Source organism: Runella sp. (assembly GCF_965279615.1).
GTDB lineage: Bacteria > Bacteroidota > Bacteroidia > Cytophagales > Spirosomataceae > Runella.
The window spans coordinates 1,429,697-1,445,199 of the sequence record NZ_OZ257252.1; the positions used below are offsets into that span (position 1 = coordinate 1,429,697).

Annotated in this window: 10 protein-coding genes; 6 read left to right on the forward strand and 4 right to left on the reverse strand. The window is 41.3% G+C overall.

What is annotated here, in order from left to right; all coding sequences use genetic code 11:
* Nucleotides 1-193: 193 nt before the first annotated feature.
* From ACQY73_RS06355 to ACQY73_RS06365, 3 genes are all read left to right on the forward strand, one after another.
* Nucleotides 194-1,177, forward strand: a complete 984-nt coding sequence (locus ACQY73_RS06355; protein ID WP_428663024.1) for a hypothetical protein — start codon at nt 194-196, stop codon at nt 1,175-1,177.
* A gap of 248 nt (nt 1,178-1,425) precedes the next feature.
* Nucleotides 1,426-1,899, forward strand: coding sequence for an IS630 family transposase (locus tag ACQY73_RS06360; RefSeq protein WP_428663027.1), 474 nt, complete (start codon nt 1,426-1,428; stop codon nt 1,897-1,899).
* A 19-nt stretch (nt 1,900-1,918) separates the two neighbouring features.
* Nucleotides 1,919-2,434 (forward strand): IS630 family transposase, encoded by a 516-nt coding sequence (locus ACQY73_RS06365; protein ID WP_428663030.1) that lies wholly within the window; start codon nt 1,919-1,921, stop codon nt 2,432-2,434.
* 84 nt (nt 2,435-2,518) lie between these two features.
* Here ACQY73_RS06365 and ACQY73_RS06370 read toward each other — a convergent pair whose 3' ends face one another.
* The 4 genes from ACQY73_RS06370 to ACQY73_RS06385 all read right to left on the reverse strand — a co-directional run bounded on the left by ACQY73_RS06370 (nt 2,519) and on the right by ACQY73_RS06385 (nt 11,040).
* Nucleotides 2,519-3,709, reverse strand: a complete 1,191-nt coding sequence (locus ACQY73_RS06370; protein WP_428663033.1) for an MFS transporter — start codon at nt 3,707-3,709, stop codon at nt 2,519-2,521.
* Nucleotides 3,710-3,715: 6 nt separating this feature from the next.
* On the reverse strand, nt 3,716-4,954 hold the full coding sequence (locus tag ACQY73_RS06375; protein ID WP_428663036.1) for a TIR domain-containing protein: 1,239 nt from the start codon (nt 4,952-4,954) through the stop codon (nt 3,716-3,718).
* Nucleotides 4,955-5,155: 201 nt separating this feature from the next.
* Nucleotides 5,156-10,537, reverse strand: a complete 5,382-nt coding sequence (locus tag ACQY73_RS06380) for a CHAT domain-containing protein (RefSeq protein ID WP_428663039.1) — start codon at nt 10,535-10,537, stop codon at nt 5,156-5,158.
* A gap of 161 nt (nt 10,538-10,698) precedes the next feature.
* Complete coding sequence (locus ACQY73_RS06385) at nt 10,699-11,040, reverse strand: toll/interleukin-1 receptor domain-containing protein (protein WP_428663042.1); 342 nt, start codon at nt 11,038-11,040, stop codon at nt 10,699-10,701.
* 213 nt (nt 11,041-11,253) lie between these two features.
* Here ACQY73_RS06385 and ACQY73_RS06390 point away from each other — a divergent pair, with 213 nt between their 5' ends.
* From ACQY73_RS06390 to ACQY73_RS06400, 3 genes are read left to right on the forward strand one after another with little or no spacing between them, the layout of a single operon-like run.
* The gene (locus tag ACQY73_RS06390; protein WP_428663044.1) at nt 11,254-11,994 is read left to right on the forward strand and encodes a hypothetical protein; all 741 of its coding nucleotides are present in this window, start codon (nt 11,254-11,256) and stop codon (nt 11,992-11,994) included.
* Between the two features lie 9 nt (nt 11,995-12,003).
* The gene (locus ACQY73_RS06395; RefSeq protein WP_428663046.1) at nt 12,004-14,028 is read left to right on the forward strand and encodes a CHAT domain-containing protein; all 2,025 of its coding nucleotides are present in this window, start codon (nt 12,004-12,006) and stop codon (nt 14,026-14,028) included.
* 43 nt (nt 14,029-14,071) lie between these two features.
* Nucleotides 14,072-15,472: a tetratricopeptide repeat-containing protein gene (locus ACQY73_RS06400; RefSeq protein ID WP_428663048.1), complete on the forward strand. Its 1,401-nt coding sequence runs from the start codon at nt 14,072-14,074 to the stop codon at nt 15,470-15,472.
* The last annotated feature ends 31 nt before the right edge of the window (nt 15,473-15,503 follow it).

Here is a 15,503-nt window from a genome sequence, read left to right on the forward strand (position 1 = left end):
TTTGGAAGCCCGACATTTGGTGAATGGAAAACTTCAAAAAATTAACTTCCCAATATGCCTTTGTATTTTCACCATTTTTGTCCTTAAAATAAGTATGACCACACATAACTATAAAACACTGATTGTATTTAGCTTCCTGTTTCTACCTTTGTCGTGTGTAAAACACAATAGCCAAGATAACAAACAACAGGAAATGAGTCTTAAAATCAATCAGGAACGTAACATCATCGACTCTCTGCTACGCAGTGAAGATTTCGCTTTGGAAATGGCCCAAACGTTGGATGCCGCTTATTACATCGGCCTAAATGAAACGCCACCACCCTTTTTATCAAAATCGGAAGAGACGGCAAGCGTACAAATGAGTCAAAAAGAAGAGAAAATCGCCATCAATTTGGCGGGGTTTTACGCGCTGGAATGCGGCCTTGGTGCGCTATGTAGTCAAACCCATCAAAAACCCACTGACTTACTTCAAATCCTTGTTGAGAAAAAGGCTGCCTCGGCTACGATGCTGTTGCTGAATCGTTTTGCCAATGCCACTTGGAAAGCGGGCCAACCTTTCCGTGACTTAGACCGTATCAAACGACCCATTTTCAAAGCAGCGAGTCTGCTGCCAAAAGACGAAGTACAGAAAGATTATGACCAAATTGTAGCGGCTGCCGGTAAGCTTTTAGCTTCCATGCAGGAGGTTAGGGGTAGTTCTTTGGAGGATCAAATGAAAAAAATACGAAGTTTGCTGCAAGACGAGTCATTTGCCTTCGACATTGCGTCCTTTTTAGACTCCACCTATTATACCGCTCAAAAACAAATTCCTCCTCCTTTTCTCTCTCCCGAAGAAGAAAAAGCTACCATAACAAAAAGCGTAAAGGGACAAAAAATTGCTACGAACTTAGCCGGGTTTTACGCCTTGGAATGCGGACTTGATTATCTCCAAACCACCCAACACAAACTTCCTTCCGAGATCCTGAAATCCATTAAAGACGGCACTGTCAGCCAAGCTGACAAACAACTGCTATGCCGTTTTGCCAATGCCACCTGGAAAGCCGGACAACCTTTCCGCAGCTTAAAGCGCATTACGCGGGATACATTTACTCCTTTTTATTTCCTTACGGAAGCGGATATTGAGAAGGATTGGGTGCAGGTGAAAGCGGTGGCTGGTTTAGTACTTGATAAATTGTGAGATTATTACCTTTAGTGATGTCAAAATTTTGCAAGTGTCCCATTTGTCAGATAGTAGCACTTGAAGTATTTTCCCTTCTTGACATTGTTCTCAGCGGTAAAATGGGCTCTTCAGGCGTCATTCAACCAGCGAATCAAAGGACTGAATAAGTTGTATACTATTCGCCAATTTTCATTTTTCCCGGTAGTAAAATTAGTAAACGTTATTGATGCGTGAGTAAGTCCGTTATGTAAGATACTTTCTCTTTAATGGCAATCTATAAACAATCCGATTACGAAGCGCTTCGCCGACGCTGTGTTGAACTGAGCCAAGCAGGTTGGCAACAAGCAGCTATTGCTCAAGCATTTGGCCTAACTCAACCTTGGGTTAGTCGAACGCTTAAGAAATACAACCAGCAAGGGTTAACTGCCTTGCAAGAAGGGAAGCGAACTGGAGCACCGACCCGTTTATCGGTTGAACAATTGGGGCAACTTGTGGTTGAGCTTAACAAAGGAGCCGAACATCATGGCTTTAGCGGAGCAATCTGGACTCGTCCCCGAGTCAATGAAGTGATCAAGAAGCTCTTTGGCGTCAGTTACGACCCTTCCCAAATAGGCCGGATTCTAAAGAAAGTAGGCTGGAGTCGACAGAAACCACAGCGAAAAGCCAGTCAGCAAGACCCTCAGGCTGTTGCTCAATGGCGGGAAGAGCGTTTACCTGAACTCAAAAAAAGCCAAGGATGAGAATCGGATTATATTATATGTGGATGAGTCGGCGTGTTATTTGCTACCTTTACTAGCGCACACCTGGGCACCTTGTGGACAAACCCCGGTGCTCGTTGAGAAAGCAGGACGCGCTCATTTGAGCTTGATTGCCGCTATTGCTCCTAACGGTCGGATCTATTTAGCGGGTCAAGACCGGTCATTTACCAGCGAGGACATTGTGTGGTTTCTTAACAAGCTGTGTGGGCGTTATCGCAAGCGGGATATGCTACTTATCTGGGATGGAGCAGCCATCCACCGCAGTGAAGTAGTAAAAGCCTTTTTGAAAAACCGCCCGGGACGGATTCATCTGGAACGTTTACCGGCCTATAGTCCCCAACTCAACCCAGTCGAGTTGGTCTGGAGCCAGTTAAAACGCAGTTTAAAAAATCAGGTTTTTACGAGTCTGGAGAAGCTAACGGCAGCAATTCTTGATCAAGTCAAATGCCTGCAAAAAGACCCAAAATTAGTGCAGGCGTTCTTCAACAAAAAAGAGGTAGCCTTCATTACAGACTAATGCACAGATCAATAAAACACTCATATTGAATAAAGCACCAGCCCCTAACCACTAAATGAGCTATCCAAAAGTTCTCTAATAGGGTCAAAAAGTTTTGTTATAAAATTTATACAAACTTAAAAGATAAATAAATGAGAAAGCAGGAAAAATTGCAAAAATAAGGTATTTATTTATAAATTCCGGATATTCTATTGAAGCCATTAAAGCTCCAATGCCTATACCTATTTCTGTAGAGAAAGTATTTATTGAATAACAATACTCTTTAGTTTCGTCGGGGACAACATCTGCTATCCAAGCCCAAGTTATTGGAGTGAAAATACAACGTGAGACGCCAAAAATAAATGCCCCTAATATAAACAAGATAAGGGAACGATCAAAACTAAAAATAATCATTGTTAAGGTTGCGCAAAAAGCTGATATCATTAATAAAACCAATCTATTTATTTTGTCAAAATATTTTCCTGTAATTAACCTTATAAACACTGAGACTATTGTAATAACAAGAAAAAAAAAACCTTCAGGGATACCCTCATTTTCAATATCCTTTTCCATTTTTATTGATAAAACAATTAAGCTTCCATAAATAATTGATATTAAAAATGTAATAAGAATTGGTGAATAGATTTTTTCAGGAAAACTCTCTTTAAAAAGAACACTATTACTGTCATCGTTTTGTTTTTTGTCAGTTGAAGAGCGTGGATAAAACATCATTAGCAAGAGAGCAGCTAATGGAAACATAGAAGCTACTAAAAATATTTCACTAAAATGATTATCTAACAATCTACTTAACATCGGAAAGAGTCCAATAGCTATACTTGCACTTAATGAAAAAGCGCTTAAAAAGCGACCTCTTTGAGATTTTAAGAAAATACCAGTAATAATTGCAGTTGAAACAGGTTGAAAAATTAGAGAAAATCCGTGTAAAATTCGAAAAGAAAGGAATATATATATAGTTATTGAGTAAGAGACAAAAAAAGAGGAAATATAATAACCGAAGCAACTGATGAAATTTATTAAAATACTCCCTACTATAACTTTATATTCGCCATATTTATTTGTCAACTTAACAGTAAAAAATCGAGTACACCCTGCTGTTATTGAAAAAAGCAAGACTGCTAGTCCTGAACTAATTTTAAAGGGAGGTTTTATACTGAACTCCTTAAAAAAATCTTCAAAGTGGCTTATTATAAAGAAAAGACTACCAAAAGTCAAAAAACTACAGAGCCAAAGAATAATATATCGCTTATCAGAATATACAGTTAATGTATTTTTCATTTCTTTTTATAAGTTTTTAAGAAAATCGCTTAAAGATTTCAAGCGCCTCTTGTAGTAATGTACCAGGTTTTCTTTTTTACTTATTAAGGGAAAAATATCAACATTTATTAAATCATGAATATAATTTTTATACTCATGATAACCATCTTTTGTATTAATTATTCTAAAATATCCACGTGAGGGCATTAATGCTAAACCCAAGGCTTGTTCATCGTTTGTTAAAACATCTTTGCGAAACCTATCATATACAAAGGGAGGCACATAATGAAGATCTGGATTATCACCAAAAATATCAACATTATTCGCAGCTCCTTTAAGCCTTTTTTCAAGCTCTTTTCGCCTCCCTTCGTTTCTTTCCATACATATCTCTACAGGAACATCAATATGTACAATAGCACTATTAACTAATGCCCTTAATGTATAAAATATAAACGACGAATCATATTCTGGTCTTGAAAATTCAATGATAGCTACGTCTGAAAAATCTTTTTCAATAACTTGCTTATAAATAAGCTCCAACGCCTCATTGTAAACTTGCGGGTCTAAAATTTCAAATTCAGAAGTGTCATCTGGGCGAAATCTATCTGTTTTACCTTGGTCCATCCGAAATAATATTTGAAGAAAAGGGTAGTCGCTATAAAACTTTATAGTTTTTGTTGGAAAATGTGCATTTACTTGCTTTAATAACTCTCTGCTAAATGTAGACTTTCCAGCCCCAGGATTACCGATTACAAAAATAAATTTAGCTGGTTGTAAATAATTCTTATCTGAAATATCTATCATCAACTCTGCAGTATCATTATATGCCACAACATAATTTAATGTTTTAATAGATTTAAGCATGAATGGATAATGATAGGCCAATGCTTTAACTCCATTGCAGTAAATTGAATATAAAGGTCTGATTAAAACTGGCAGTACTACATCATCTTCTATTATAACTGGCAGAATAGATCTAAAATCCCCATTAGGATCTTGCATTTGCCTAGATGACATCTCTATATTTGTCCAAGCAGATTCTAAATACTTTTTTGAAAAAACACACAATAAATGCCTACTCTGAGACAAGGCTTTTTGTATTGAATTAGGGATATTCGCTCCCCAAAGTATATTTTCTTTATCAAGATAGTATTTGATATTATCTTGCTTAAAACGTTCACACAAATGTTGGACAAATACATAATCAGCATGATTATAACTGATAAATACATCATAAATAAAGGAAGAATTTGCAGTAGTCTTCATAGTTATATGATAACATTAAAAGTTTTTAAAAATTCGGAGTCAAGCTAATATTAAAAAAACAAATACTTTGTTACACTTTCGATCAAAAACTGCTAAAACTATATATAATTCAGCAATTATTCAAATAAGAAATAATTTGTATGGAAATTAATTTGTGACAGTTTAGCATGGATCAAAAATAAAGTAAAATTTATTATTACACTATCCCACCATCACCATTTTCAACCTACTCACCTCCTCCAAAAGTTGAATTTTTTTTTGAGAATTACCCATCCCCAAGGCATCTTCCAAAAACTCCAAATGCTCAATTTCAGCTTGACGCTGACCTTGAGTTCCGACCATTTTCCAAACGGAGGTGTATTTTTCCAAAACAGATTCAAAAGTCACTTTGGGAGTTTCCAAAAGGAATTTACATAATAAAAGAGTTGGCTCGGCGATCCAATCCCAATAATCCCGGTCATCGGCGGCTTTTGATTGAAGCAATTCCAATTCTGCGTCGAGTGCCTTTAAGAAATCGCCTTTTTTCAGCAGGTGATTTTTTCCCCAACTATGGCTCCCTTCCAACACCAAGGCATTCTCAATCGCTACCCAATTGGTGAGAGGGTAGTATTTATTTTTATTATCGGGATTTTCGTACGCTTTGCGGTAATAAGAAGCCGAACATTCATAGGCACTGCGTTTGTCAGGGCCACTGCTGAGCATCGCTAACCGTTTGTACGTGCTTGCCAATAGATTTGTGCGCTCCATCGTGGCACCAAAACGGCTGAGTCCTTCCAAATCAGCAATAACTCCTTTCAACCCGTCAATGGCCTCACCTATGACTTGGGGATTGGCTGCGCCTTTTTTCTTTACCTGCGCCACATACAGCTTAACTTTTGTATTGCAGTATTTTTCAGTGGCCGAAAAGGAGAAAGAAGCCTTTTCAACTTTCCAAAGCTCTTCAAACTTAGCTACGGCCAATTCATATTCATTCAAAGCACTGTACAAAAGCGCCTGAAGTTCGGTGATGCGCCCGCTTTTGATTCCCGATTTGGTGAGTGCCTGCTCAATGGCATCCATCGTTTGAATTGTTTCTTCAGAATCATACCCGCCGCGCTCTATTTTATTAAGCAAATTGCCCAGTTCAATTTCCGCTTCTTCGGGAATGACAAAGTCATACACGATGTCTGCCTTCACGGCTTCGTTTGAAAGTTTATAAAAAGGGTCGCCGTAGGCATGGTAGGCTCCCCACGTATTGGTTTTTGCACCGTCGTTTTCATACACCGCTTTCCGCGCCTTTTTAACTGCCTCACCAAAAGTGTAGCCTTCAAACATGGCCTTATAAAACTGCTCCGCAAACAAAAGCGCCGCACTATCATTGACTGCCCAACCCGCCACAATCACGGCTTTGACACCGATCTCGATCAATTGTGTACCGATATTGGCCGCTAATTGGAATCTGCTTCTGTTAAATTCTTCTGCATCCCCATCCGATTGACCCAGAAAACAGCAATTTACAAATACCAACTCCGGTACATTGCTCATCTGATCTATGTACGCAGGGGTAAGGAACGCATTTTGCCCGATCAACATGCCCGCAGGTTTGTTAGGGTCGCTGTTGAAGACACCATGTCCGGCCAAATGCACGATTTTGTAGTTTTTACCGAACAGATTGTGCAGGATCTGTGCGGCAGTTTCTTTTAACAGACGGTTCACTTCAAATCCCTGCGTTAACAGCAGATCGGCCACACTTTCCCCCTCAGTAAAGGCCGCCGGAAGCTGTCTGGCAAAACCATTCAATTGAGGATCCCCAATTACAATCGCCGTCTGTTCAACAACAGGATTCACATTGATACGGAAATTACCGGTCAACAACTGACGCACCATCCCCGCATTGACGCTTAGGGGACGCGCGTTGGTAATGCTATCCTGAAGGAGTTCCCAAGGAAAGGCCGCCGTGTATTTATCCAGTATCCAAATAATATTGTTTTGTCTTTTAAGCTGCTCCTTAAAATCGTTGGGAATCATCAACTCAAAAATGGTCTTTGCCAACTCCGGCGACCAGGCATCTTTTCTTGACAACTCCTCCAACATACCGAGCAGAGTCTCGTTTACCGTTTTCAATAACCGCTCTTCCATGCGAGCCGCGTCCGTCGAAATGGCAAATCGCAAAGCTCGTCGTTGTGCTTCCGATGGTAATTCATCTTCCGAGTAGCGGTGTACACTGATGCGCGTCCACCATTCGGTCGTATCATCCATGGGCAGCCTTTCCCGCCATCCGATGAGTTGTTTGATTTTATTTCCATTTCTGAAAATATTCAGTGCCCGGCTTTCTTCCTTTTCAATGGCACTGATGGCTTTCATACAGGCCAATGACCGGTCTTTATACAATTCAACAAATTCAATGGTATCAATCAACTTGGGCGAAGCATACAGTTGTCTGACTTTGTTGTTGGCATTTTGTACTCCCTGAATAATAGATCGCACGGCATTTTCAATGCGCAGCCCGCCGTAGCCCGAACCAATGATCAAGGCAGAAATACCGCGCTTTGGTATTGAGTTCTTATCATTTATCTTATCCGGATTACTGTTCAAATTCGCCAGATACTTAACCGTTCCCTGCTCTACTGTAGAGGTTAGCCAATATTCGGTGAGCAGGCCCTGTTTTCCTAAACCCACAATGATAGCTCCCTGAAAGCCTTTATCTGTATCCCGCAAAATAATTTCGCCGGTACCTATTGGGCCCGGATAAAGGCCTAATTGATGCCTGCGGCTCAGTTCCCCGTCCAGATGCCAGTTGATTGCTTTTTCGGCAGAGAGAATACCATCCTTGTCAAAGTGCCCTGCGAGCAGCGGAAAAGACGCGTATTTCAGATCACCGTTGCTCACTGTTACGGTAATAGGTGTATCTCCGGTCGTGAAGCGGGTATCAGTCCCCAGCCCCAAGAGCGTTCGTTCCACTCCTTCGGGCGAAAGGTCAAAATCAAACGATGCTTTGGCCTCAAATTCATGGTCAGTACCGAGGCCACGCAGCGCCGGTGGGGTTCGTTTGAGTTGCGTAGTTAAACCCGTGCTTAAAATATCCGTAATGGCTCCAAACAGTTTGGAGTCATTAGCCAGTTCTCCATGAGACACATCTGAATAATAAACCGATTTCTGCGCAATCATCACCTGCGGTATGCCGCTCTCCCAAGTTACACTTCCGTCTCCTTCCTGCGTGGCCCGAAATTCCAACTCAGGTCCTTTTCCTTTATCGACGATGCGATAGCCACTGATGGTCTGCTCTCCTTTGGGGGTTTGTCCGGCAATGTAAACAGTCCGCCCGAAATCAATGTTCCCCATTTTTTGAAGGGAGTTATTGCGATAGTCTGCAAAGTCCTCCAATAATGCATTGGCGGGAATTGGCCAATCCGGTTCACCGAAGGCGTCCCGCATTTTTTCCCAGACGGCCGGCTTAGCAAAATCGTTGTCTGTGTCGGTCGTTAACGGCAATAGGCTGAGAATACCGGGGAATTGGGAAAACAGTACCAATAACTCTTTTTGGGAATTGGTAACGTCGATAAAATCCAACTTCCTGATCAAAGAATCCAAGCCAAAAAGCACGTATGGAATTCGGAATGAGCCACCCAACGGAGCACCCAGAAACAACAGCCTAAAATCATTACTGCTGTTCAATTCTTTCCAGGTATCGGAGTGATTAATGATAAAATCCCGAATCAACACGCCCCCCATTGAGTGTCCGATGAGTTTTATGGGTTGCCGGTGCTGTTGGAGTTCGATGATTTTTCGATTCAAAACCGTCGCATTACTTTTCATATCGGTGCGCCAATCGAACGGAAAAGTCACTACGTCATAATTATTTTTTAACAAATGGTCGGTCAGTTTCTTATAGGAACTGCCCACCAGTCCATCTGCTTTTACATTTTTATTGTTGGCTTCGCTGTGTACCAAACGAGTCAATCCTCCAAAGGCGAAACCCAAGAGGTTGATCCATACTGCCTTGTCATTGACCGATAGCGTACTGCCCATGATCCCCGGCAATAAAACTACAATGGGCTTTTTACCCGACACTTCAGTGCGAAAGACCTTTCCGCCCGGAAGTATCGAATCTATATTTCTGATTTCGGCCTCCGTAAACGCTCGGGTATCTAATTTCGAAAAGCTTGGGATGAGCGTGTCGCCCTTATGTTCTAAGGCAAGTTGCAGGGCCTTTCGGGTTTTGGTATTTTCAAAGTACTTGAAATGGCTTACATCGCTGCTTTCATCAAAAAAGTACTGCACTTTGCCATTCTCGCGTTTCGCACCGTTGTACATGGAGCGACTGTCCACGATAAAATCATTGTCTCCCCAAAAAAACAAATTCGACAGCGCGACCTTGAGCCCCTGCCAGCGAAGACTCATTTTGCCATCGCCCGATATAATAATGAGCGGTGTACTGATGATGGTTTCCGGTTGGATATTGTTCAGCATTTGGTTAAACGCCGACTTGGGGTTTTGCACCTCCAACCCCGGCAAGGCCGAGGCATCGTCTTTGCTTTCGATCAAGGCCGCCAGCAGGTCTTTGAAGGCAATGTACACGGGAGTAGCAGCCAGGCCGGACGCCAATCCGATGACATTAAAAATGACGTTGAAATAAGTATCCAACCGACGCGAAGCCAACGTTGTACCGCTGGCAGGACAGGCTACCCGAATGAATTTGTTGATCGTGATGCTTTTATCGCGCATCGCGATCTCAATCTCTTCGATCAACTCAAGATCTTTGTCGCGTTTTTGCTTTCGGAGAAAATTCTTTTCATTGGCCGAAAAACCAACTTGCAGTGCGCTTCCTCCCGGACAAAAGCGATTCAGAATATCACCCACCAGTCCTCCGCGCGATTGGGTGACGAGAGTCAGGGTAACCTTGGCAGGAAGTTGGCGAATCAAATCCAACGCATTTTCCAGCGGACTTTTGGTGAGTGTTTCGTGTTGGAAAGCCAGTATATTTTGCGGAAACGCCCTAGTGGCCGCACTCCAAACGTCCGTTCCTTTTAAATCATCAAACGAACCGCGCGCTTTCTCTTTCAAACCGATGGTGGAGGTAGCTGTACCGTGAATAAAAAGCAAATAGTGGGTATCTTCTTTTAACTCTTTTTTAACCAATGTAAAGGCATCGGTAAAGCCCAACAGCCCCCTTTGTTCGCCCAATTGTTTATCTTCCAACTCCCCGGCCAGCTTATGCACCAACGGAGCTAACACTACTTTTTTCGTAAAAATCTTAACAATTTTCAGGGCTATTTTCTGAAATATTCCGCGACTTGCATCGCCTACCTGTACCTCTGTGGGAATGACAAATACCCCATCTCCATTTTCCGTACTTCGCAACTGCTTTGACGTGCCGGGAAAAATCTCATCAATGGTGGTAAAATCACCTACCCAGACGGTATCATCATCGTAAACAAACTCAATAATTTTACTCCCATCCAACTCCTCCACATGAGATGTGACCGCCTCTCCTCGGGTAGCGGACCCGATCACATACGTTTTTTCAATGGCCAAATACTCGGTGGTATCGGCAGGGGCGTTGTCTGTTCTGACACCGGGGATGCTGATTGTTAGGACTGACACGAGAAGTAGAGGTTAAAAGGTTTGTAATGGGCGAGCAGGTTTCGTATTATACACGAAGGCCATATAACACACGAATTGTCAGCAAGTTACAAAAAGCAAGAATAGCTGATACCGGCACCGCCAAAAAGTTATCAAGTGGTAAGAAAGACAGATACAGGCGATTATTTAATGCGTTTCATTTGCCATTTCCCTATTCCGTCTTCTCCGATAAACACCACACAGGCATCGCTGTTGACCAATGCCTGCTGGATTTTATTCGCCCACTCATCGCCTGAACGAAGTTCGTCTTTGTCAAAAAACAGCGTATCTGTTACACCAATCGTGAAGCTTTTCAGTTTGTTGGCAATTTCGTCGACAAAGACTTGGTTTTTGCGATTGTAAGAGAGGAAGATATTCATCAGAATCCGGTTCAGGTGTTTTTTCAAAGGTTGAGCGGCAAACTTTCGTGGGTCAAGATAGACATAAAATAAATAATTCAGATAGCGGTCAACATTAATAGTCAACTCTACTAAGTTGAAAATTAGCATATTACTTCAGAAGAAGGTGTTCTAAAAACCAATTTTTCGTTATTTTATTGATGCATTTTCTTCACAATTTACCACTTGATAACTTTTAGACATCAAAATCATTTAACATAAAGATTTTTTGAAAACATATAAATAAATTGTAAGGCATATTAAAATGCTTGATTATTTCAACTTTAACCAATTAAAATTATGGGACTTGCTTCAAAATACGAAGACATTATTCATCAGGAGCTTAAGCTTCATGCCGCTTGGTTGCCTGTTACAGATCCGTTTAAGCTAGGCGATTATGGCCAAATTTCAAATGGCGTTTTTGAAAAATTGGGTAATATTTTTACTGATTTTGGGGTATCGTTTACTGATGAACCCGGGAAAGATATTTCCTTTAATTTCATATCAGAAAAAACTGTTGTGGTTGATTCAGGCGCTAATGCAGGAGTTAATATTACTCCACAAGCGGAAATTAAGGCGAATGTGACCTATAAATTCCAAAAAGATGAGTCGTTTCTGATTAATGCCCCGATTATTAATGTCTCAATAATCAATAATGTCAATCAGGTAGCTATAAAGCTTAAAGAGACTGACGGGTGGAAAAGAAAATTTATAGTTGTATCTAAAGTATATACAGCTAAAAAAGCGCTGATTATTGGTGCCAATGAGGGTGGAACAGAGGTTACGATTTCGGCTGAAGGAAACGGTTTGGAGCAATTTAATGTTGGAGAGGCTTCTGTAAAATTCAGCTTAAAAACGAATAAGAAACTTGGTTTAGAGATTAAAGGGGAAACAGGAGTTATTGCCCTTGGCCTTTTTAAACTTAGATTAATAGGAGGGGGACCTACTTTTCTTGGAGACGAAGTTGAAGGAGGGGAAGATGAATCAGATGAAAATCCATTTGAAGACCTTGATGGCCAAAAATTGTCCGAAGTAAATTGACTAACAGCTATGAATGAGCAAAGTCAACCCGTATACCCGTCGGTGAGTAATTCTATGACCATAGAGTTACTCCGGACGGGTACACCGCACAATCAGACCCTATCACCAGGTATTACCTATTTGGCTTTGAGCGAAGATAAGCCTCCTACTGAGTTCAGGATAGAACTGGAGCAGTATAAATTTTCTCGCTATTTACAACTCCTGCGTTATCAATCAGGCATCAAGGCTATACCAATTCAATTAGCAAAAGAGGCATTACAGGCAATTATTACAAAAATTTTTGAAGAAATTCCGGCACTGCAAGCAAAAACCGGTTGTAATGACAGTTGGCTCCACTTACGTTTAATCATGAGTCCCCGTGAACTCGCTATGCTGCCTTTTGAGCTTGCTCTTACTCCCAATGGATTTCAGGGCGGACGTGAAATCCCATTTCTAATGAATCCGCAACGGCTCACTACAATAACACGAGAAGTTCGCCAGGTAGCTCCTAAAAAATACGATTGGCCAATCAAACCCCGCATACTATTTGTTTGGGCCGAGCCCGAATCAAACAGTACAATCCCCAACGATCCGGAGGATCCCAGAGCGGTTCCCGCCCAAAAACATTTAGAAAAACTAAAAGAAGCTTTATTGCCTTGGGTTTGCCCCGACAAACGTAAAGCCAACCCTGAAGAAGACTATAATTCGTTGATTACAGAGTTAAAAGATGCTACTTATTCTGCCCTTCAGGCTACAGTTGAAGAAGCTGTTCGACAGAGCAATCCTTACACACATGTTCATATCTTAGCACATGGGACACCAATTGCAGACCCCGATCTTGGGCCACGGTTTGCAATCGCTCTGAAATTAGAGAAGCCTATAAAAAAAAAAGACACTTTAATTCGTGCAGATGCAATAGACGGTTACCGGTTAGCAGATGCTCTGCGTTACATAAATGACAATCAGTTTTATAGTCCGGCCGTAGTAACTATAGCCGCTTGCGATGGGGGAAATGAAGGCACCAATATGTTACCCGGAGGCAGCTTAGCTCATATTTTACATCAGTCGGGCTTCTCATATGTATTGGCATCCCAGTTCCCGCTTTCAATGGATGGTTCGGTAAAGTTGGTAAAGGAGTTTTATCCAAGACTTCTGCTGGGCGAAGATCCACGTACAGCACTTTATTATACTCGTAAAGCTATTGATCACCCGGATATTCACGATTGGGCGAGTTTAGTAGCCTATGCCCGATTTCCTGACAATTTTGAAGACCAACTTGAAGACATTCAGCTCAAAATAACCTTAGAGATTATGAAAGCTGCCAATGCCTGGACTGATTTCTCTTTAAAAGAGGCCGCAGGAATAGAAATAATTGATAAACGGGCGGATGAAAATCTAAATTTTGCAATTACCAGACTGGAAAAACTTCTTAACCGAAACAAAGGCTTTGCCAATAACCCGGCACGGATGGCCGAGCATCTTGGGTTGTTAGGAAGCGCCTACAAACGTTTGGCAGAATACTATAATAGACAGGGACAGCGAGCTAATGAAAATCAGGATGCTTTGCTCAAAAAATCGCAGAAATCCCTTGAGAAAGCCAGAACCTATTATCAGCGAGGGCATGAGTTAATGCTGGCAAATCACTGGACAGCTGTACAATACTTATCACTAACGGCAATACTTAAAGGAGAATTACTAAATGAACATGATCGGTGGTGCGTAACTCTATTTGCCGCAGAAAAAGATAAGCTCAATGCAATGAAGGAGGAAGACCGTATTTGGGCGAGTGGTACATTAGCGGAATTATATGCGCTAAAGCCTTTTACGGTGAGTTCCGATGAATTTGAGGCGGAAAAGGCAAAAGCGATTGAAAAAGCCGCTTCCTGTTTAAATGAGATTGCCAATTCAGATTTTGCATTTGCTAAAGAGTCCACTGCCCGGCAATTGGAGCGGTATATCAAATGGTGGCCTATCGCCTATCCTTCCACCACTACCGCCGAATTGAGGAAGATAGCAGAAGAATTGATAGGGCATCTTCCTGCTTTAAAGAATTAACCTACACATAAGTACCAACCGATGCTCCTAATTCACCTCTATTATGTCAGAAAAAAAGAAAACCTGCTTTGTTGTGATGGGATTCGGCACGAAGACCGATCTCGCTACCGGCCGAAAGCTTGACTTAGATAAATCATACCGATTACTAATTAAGCCGGCTGTAGAAGCGAAAGATTTAGTTTGTATTCGAGCCGATGAAATTCTTCATTCCGGTTCAATCGAATCGCAGATGTATCAGGAATTGCTAACGGCTGATGTTGTCATTGCTGACCTTTCAACTGCAAATCCTAATGCAATTTATGAGCTTGGCATTCGTCATGCTCTACGCCCTTTTACAACCATAGTCATATCAGAAAATAAACTTATTTATCCATTTGACCTCAATCACATAGTTATAGAAGGGTACTCCCATCTTGGTGAAGCCATAGATTTTGAAGAAGTAATCCGGTTTCGAGAAGTATTGGTTAATAAAATCAATGCTGTTTTAACAAAGCAGGATACAGACAGTCCGGTTTACACATTTCTTCAACAATTAACTCCACCCTTTCTTAAAGAAAAAATTGCTGAGGCTATTGCTGAGGCCGGTAAAGCTTTAGGGGAGATTGGCACCACAATTAACGATACCTCCAATGAACATAAGCAAACAATTTCTATGCTCGTTCAGCAAGGAGAAGAGGCCATACAAGAAAGTGATTTTGATACAGCTAAGTTTTTCATTGCCCGTGCACTAAAAGTTTCTACTGAGGCATCTTCAGTAAATGGATCAAATCCTGAAAATCAGTACTTGGTTCAACGCTTAGCACTTGCTACTTATAAAGCAAAAAAACCGGATCCGGTAACGGCTTTGAAAGAAGCCTTACAATTACTTGAACCCTTAAATCCAAGGGAATCAAATGACCCTGAAACATTAGGTATTGCAGGTGCAATAGAAAAAAGGCTTTACGAATCAGGAGAAGGAAATGATCACCTAAGTCTTTCAATTCGGTATTATGAGCGCGGCTATCTAATTAGAAATGATTGGTATAATGGAATTAATTTAGCCTATTTGTTCAATCTGCGAGTTGATAGTACTATTTACTCTGCGAAAGAAGAAAAGGTAGCTGATATAATTTGGGCGAATCGACTCAGGCGTGAAATTGTTACGCTTTGCCAACAAAAAATAGACGGTATGCAGGATCAGTTAGATCGTGCTGAGAAGCGAGCCGCTGATATAGATGCAAGTACCGCTATAGAGATTGAAAAACTGATGGATGATCAGTTCTGGTGCATAGCCACCAAAGCCGAAGCGCACTTCGGATTAGGTGAAACAGAAGAGTATGAAAAAGCTCTTTTGGCTCTTAAGAACCTTAAACCGGCTCAATGGATGATTGATTCGTTTGAGTCACAAATAAATAAGCTTAGTGAGCTCCTCAACAGGCAAAGTGATTTACTGCAATCCTTATAACTTTCTTAACGATCCAACGATAGTTAAAAAA

Bases quoted from the DNA above. Each gene is read 5' to 3' on its own strand.
- ACQY73_RS06355 (WP_428663024.1), top strand. From the start codon at position 194: ATGAGTCTTAAAATCAATCAGGAACGTAACATCATCGACTCTCTGCTA.
- ACQY73_RS06360 (WP_428663027.1), top strand. From the start codon at position 1,426: ATGGCAATCTATAAACAATCCGATTACGAAGCGCTTCGCCGACGCTGT.
- ACQY73_RS06370 (WP_428663033.1), bottom strand. From the start codon at position 3,709: ATGAAAAATACATTAACTGTATATTCTGATAAGCGATATATTATTCTT.
- ACQY73_RS06375 (WP_428663036.1), bottom strand. From the start codon at position 4,954: ATGAAGACTACTGCAAATTCTTCCTTTATTTATGATGTATTTATCAGT.
- ACQY73_RS06390 (WP_428663044.1), top strand. From the start codon at position 11,254: ATGGGACTTGCTTCAAAATACGAAGACATTATTCATCAGGAGCTTAAG.
- ACQY73_RS06395 (WP_428663046.1), top strand. From the start codon at position 12,004: ATGAATGAGCAAAGTCAACCCGTATACCCGTCGGTGAGTAATTCTATG.
- ACQY73_RS06400 (WP_428663048.1), top strand. From the start codon at position 14,072: ATGTCAGAAAAAAAGAAAACCTGCTTTGTTGTGATGGGATTCGGCACG.